The organism is Youngiibacter fragilis 232.1 (assembly GCF_000495435.3).
Classification (GTDB): domain Bacteria; phylum Bacillota; class Clostridia; order Clostridiales; family Clostridiaceae; genus Youngiibacter; species Youngiibacter fragilis.
Window position 1 is genome coordinate 1 of record NZ_AXUN02000082.1, and the last position, 2,498, is coordinate 2,498.

At 40.0% G+C, this 2,498-nt stretch carries 3 protein-coding genes; all 3 read left to right on the forward strand.

Annotated features, from left to right (window positions below):
- Positions 1–411, forward strand: a 411-nt coding sequence (gene tnpA / locus T472_RS05120) for an IS66 family insertion sequence element accessory protein TnpA (protein ID WP_023387501.1), incomplete at its 5' end; no start/stop codon positions are given.
- Positions 404–760 (forward strand): IS66 family insertion sequence element accessory protein TnpB, encoded by a 357-nt coding sequence (gene tnpB, locus T472_RS05125; RefSeq protein WP_023387502.1) that lies wholly within the window; start codon positions 404–406, stop codon positions 758–760. The genes tnpA and tnpB, both read left to right, overlap by 8 nt.
- Positions 761–837: 77 nt before the next feature.
- Positions 838–2,436 carry an IS66 family transposase gene (gene tnpC, locus T472_RS05130; protein WP_023387503.1) on the forward strand — a complete coding sequence of 533 codons (1,599 nt, stop codon included), beginning with the start codon at positions 838–840 and terminating at the stop codon, positions 2,434–2,436.
- Positions 2,437–2,498: the final 62 nt, after the last annotated feature.

Consider the following 2,498-nt stretch of genomic DNA (forward strand, 5'->3'; position numbering starts at 1 on the left):
GTAAGCGTAAATTCTAGTGCACATATTCAATTCAATCTACCAATGATAAAATCATCTCAAAAACGAGGTGATTTTTTTATGAGTAAAAAAGCAAACTCTGAAGACTGGCAGCAAATTATTACAAATCAAATTTCAAGTGGACTCACACAACACAAGTGGTGCGAGCAGAATAGTGTCAACATTCATAACTTTCGCTACTGGAAAAGGCGGCTTACATCAAGACCCGATCCAGTTGATGATCAGTCTGAAACCAAATGGGCTATCATAACAAGTCCAGAATCAGATGTCGATGAAAATAATATTAAATCAACATTATGTATTCATATTGGAAAAGCAATAGTTGAAGTTAGCCCAAGCTTTGATACAGAGAGTTTATCTGTGGTCTTATCGGTACTGATGAAACATGTTTAACAGTAATAGAGTCACCGAAGTCTATCTTGCACTTGGTGCTACCGATCTGAGAAAATCCATAGATGGCTTGGCGGTTATCGTTAGGGAAAAGTTCAAACTTGATCCCTTTTCAAGAAATCTCTACGTATTTTGCAACCGAAAGCGCGATAAGGTCAAGATTCTGGAATGGGACACAAGTGGTTTTTGGCTCCACTACAAAAGACTTGAAAAAGATAGATTCAAATGGCCGGAGAATATAAGTGGCACTCACATTTCCATCGATGAGCGTTCATTCAGATGGCTTCTGGATGGGCTAACTATAAGAGAAAAGTCCGCTCACAAACCGGTTGAAGAACGTCAAATCATTTGATTTTCTAGTTCTTTAATTACTCGTAACAACCTATAATAATGCTTTTTTTGAGTGTCCAAAAATGGTATAATAAATATATGAAAAACATTGAAAACACTAGCCATTCGGCTAATGACAGGTTAACTGAAATTGAATATAAAATGGAACAACTCATTCAGGAAAATGAGGAGCTTAAAGCAAAAGTGACGTTCTATGAAGAACAGATCAAACTTTCTCAATCACAAAAGTATGGTTCATCCAGCGAGATAATCTCTGACGGTCAGTTAAGTATCTTCAATGAAGCGGAAAAAGAATCCGCTAAAGAAAATGTTGAGCCTGATATTGAAGAGATTACCTACAAACGGAGAAAAGGAACTAGCAAATCTCGAAAATCCTATGCGGATCTGGAAGAGGAAGAAATCCTTTACACACTTCCCACTGATGAGCAAAACTGCCCAAAGTGTAACCATGAACTTCATGAAATGAAAGTGATTGTCCGCAAAGAACTTAAATTTGTTCCTGCTCGTGTGAAGGTTGTTCTTCACAAGCGCCAAGTATATGCTTGTAGACACTGTGATTCCTATGAAAATGAAGGATCATCCGGGTCTATTGTTGTTGCCCCCATGCCAAATCCGGTACTTCCAGGATCGTTGGTGAGTCCGTCTCTTTTGGCCACAATCATGGACATGAAGTACAACAAGATGATGCCACTTTACAGGCAAGAACAGTCTTTTATAGATTACGGCATCGACATCAGCCGTCAGAACATGGCTTCATGGGTGATTAAAGGAGCTGAAAGATGGCTTGCACCTTTATTCGACAGGCTGCATGATTACTTGGTTCGAGAAGACATCGTACATGCCGATGAAACGGTTCTGAACTGCCTTGATGAAAAGGACAACAAGACCAACTACATGTGGCTTTACGCGACTGGTGAGAAGGCTTCAAAGAGAATCTTTCTTTATGATTACCAGAAGTCTCGGGCGAATAGGCATCCTCAAAGGTTTTTAGAAAACTTCACAGGGTTCCTTCAGACCGATGGCTATGCAGGCTACAACAAAGTGTCTGGTGTAAAACGTTTAGGTTGTCTGGTTCATGCAAGGCGTTATTATACCGATGCCTTAAAAGCATTTCCGGAGGGCGCTGAGCTATCCAGATCCAAAGCCAACGAAGCCATTAAACTTTTCAAAAAGATCTTCAAACTGGAAGAATCTTATGCCGGCCTTACACCTGAAGAGCGTTATGAAAAACGACTTGAGGAAGTGAAGCCAATTTTGGAGAAATATCGTCTATGGCTGCATGAACAGTCGAAGAAGACGCTTCCTAAAAGCAAACTTGGAGAAGCCATCAAGTATTCCCTCAACCAGTGGGATTCCTTAGTTGTTTTCCTTGAAGATGGCAGACTCAGCAGCGAAAATAATTTGGCCGAGAGAGCCATCAAACCATTTGTGCTCGGGAGAAAGAATTTCTTGTTTGCAAAATCTCCAAAAGGCGCTACAGCCAGTGGCGTATGCTATAGCATAATTGAGACGGCAAAAGCCAATGGTTTAATTCCACATTTGTATCTCAATTTTCTATTTGAAACGCTTCCAAACATAGATTTAGATAATCATGAGGCTTTGGACGCTTGTTTGCCATGGTCAGAAACACTACCGGAAGAATTAAAGAGAAAAATCGAAAAAATTGAAGATGTATAACAAGTCGTCTCTAGTGAGGCGATTTTTTTATGCCGTCAATGTGCACTAGAATTTACGCTTAC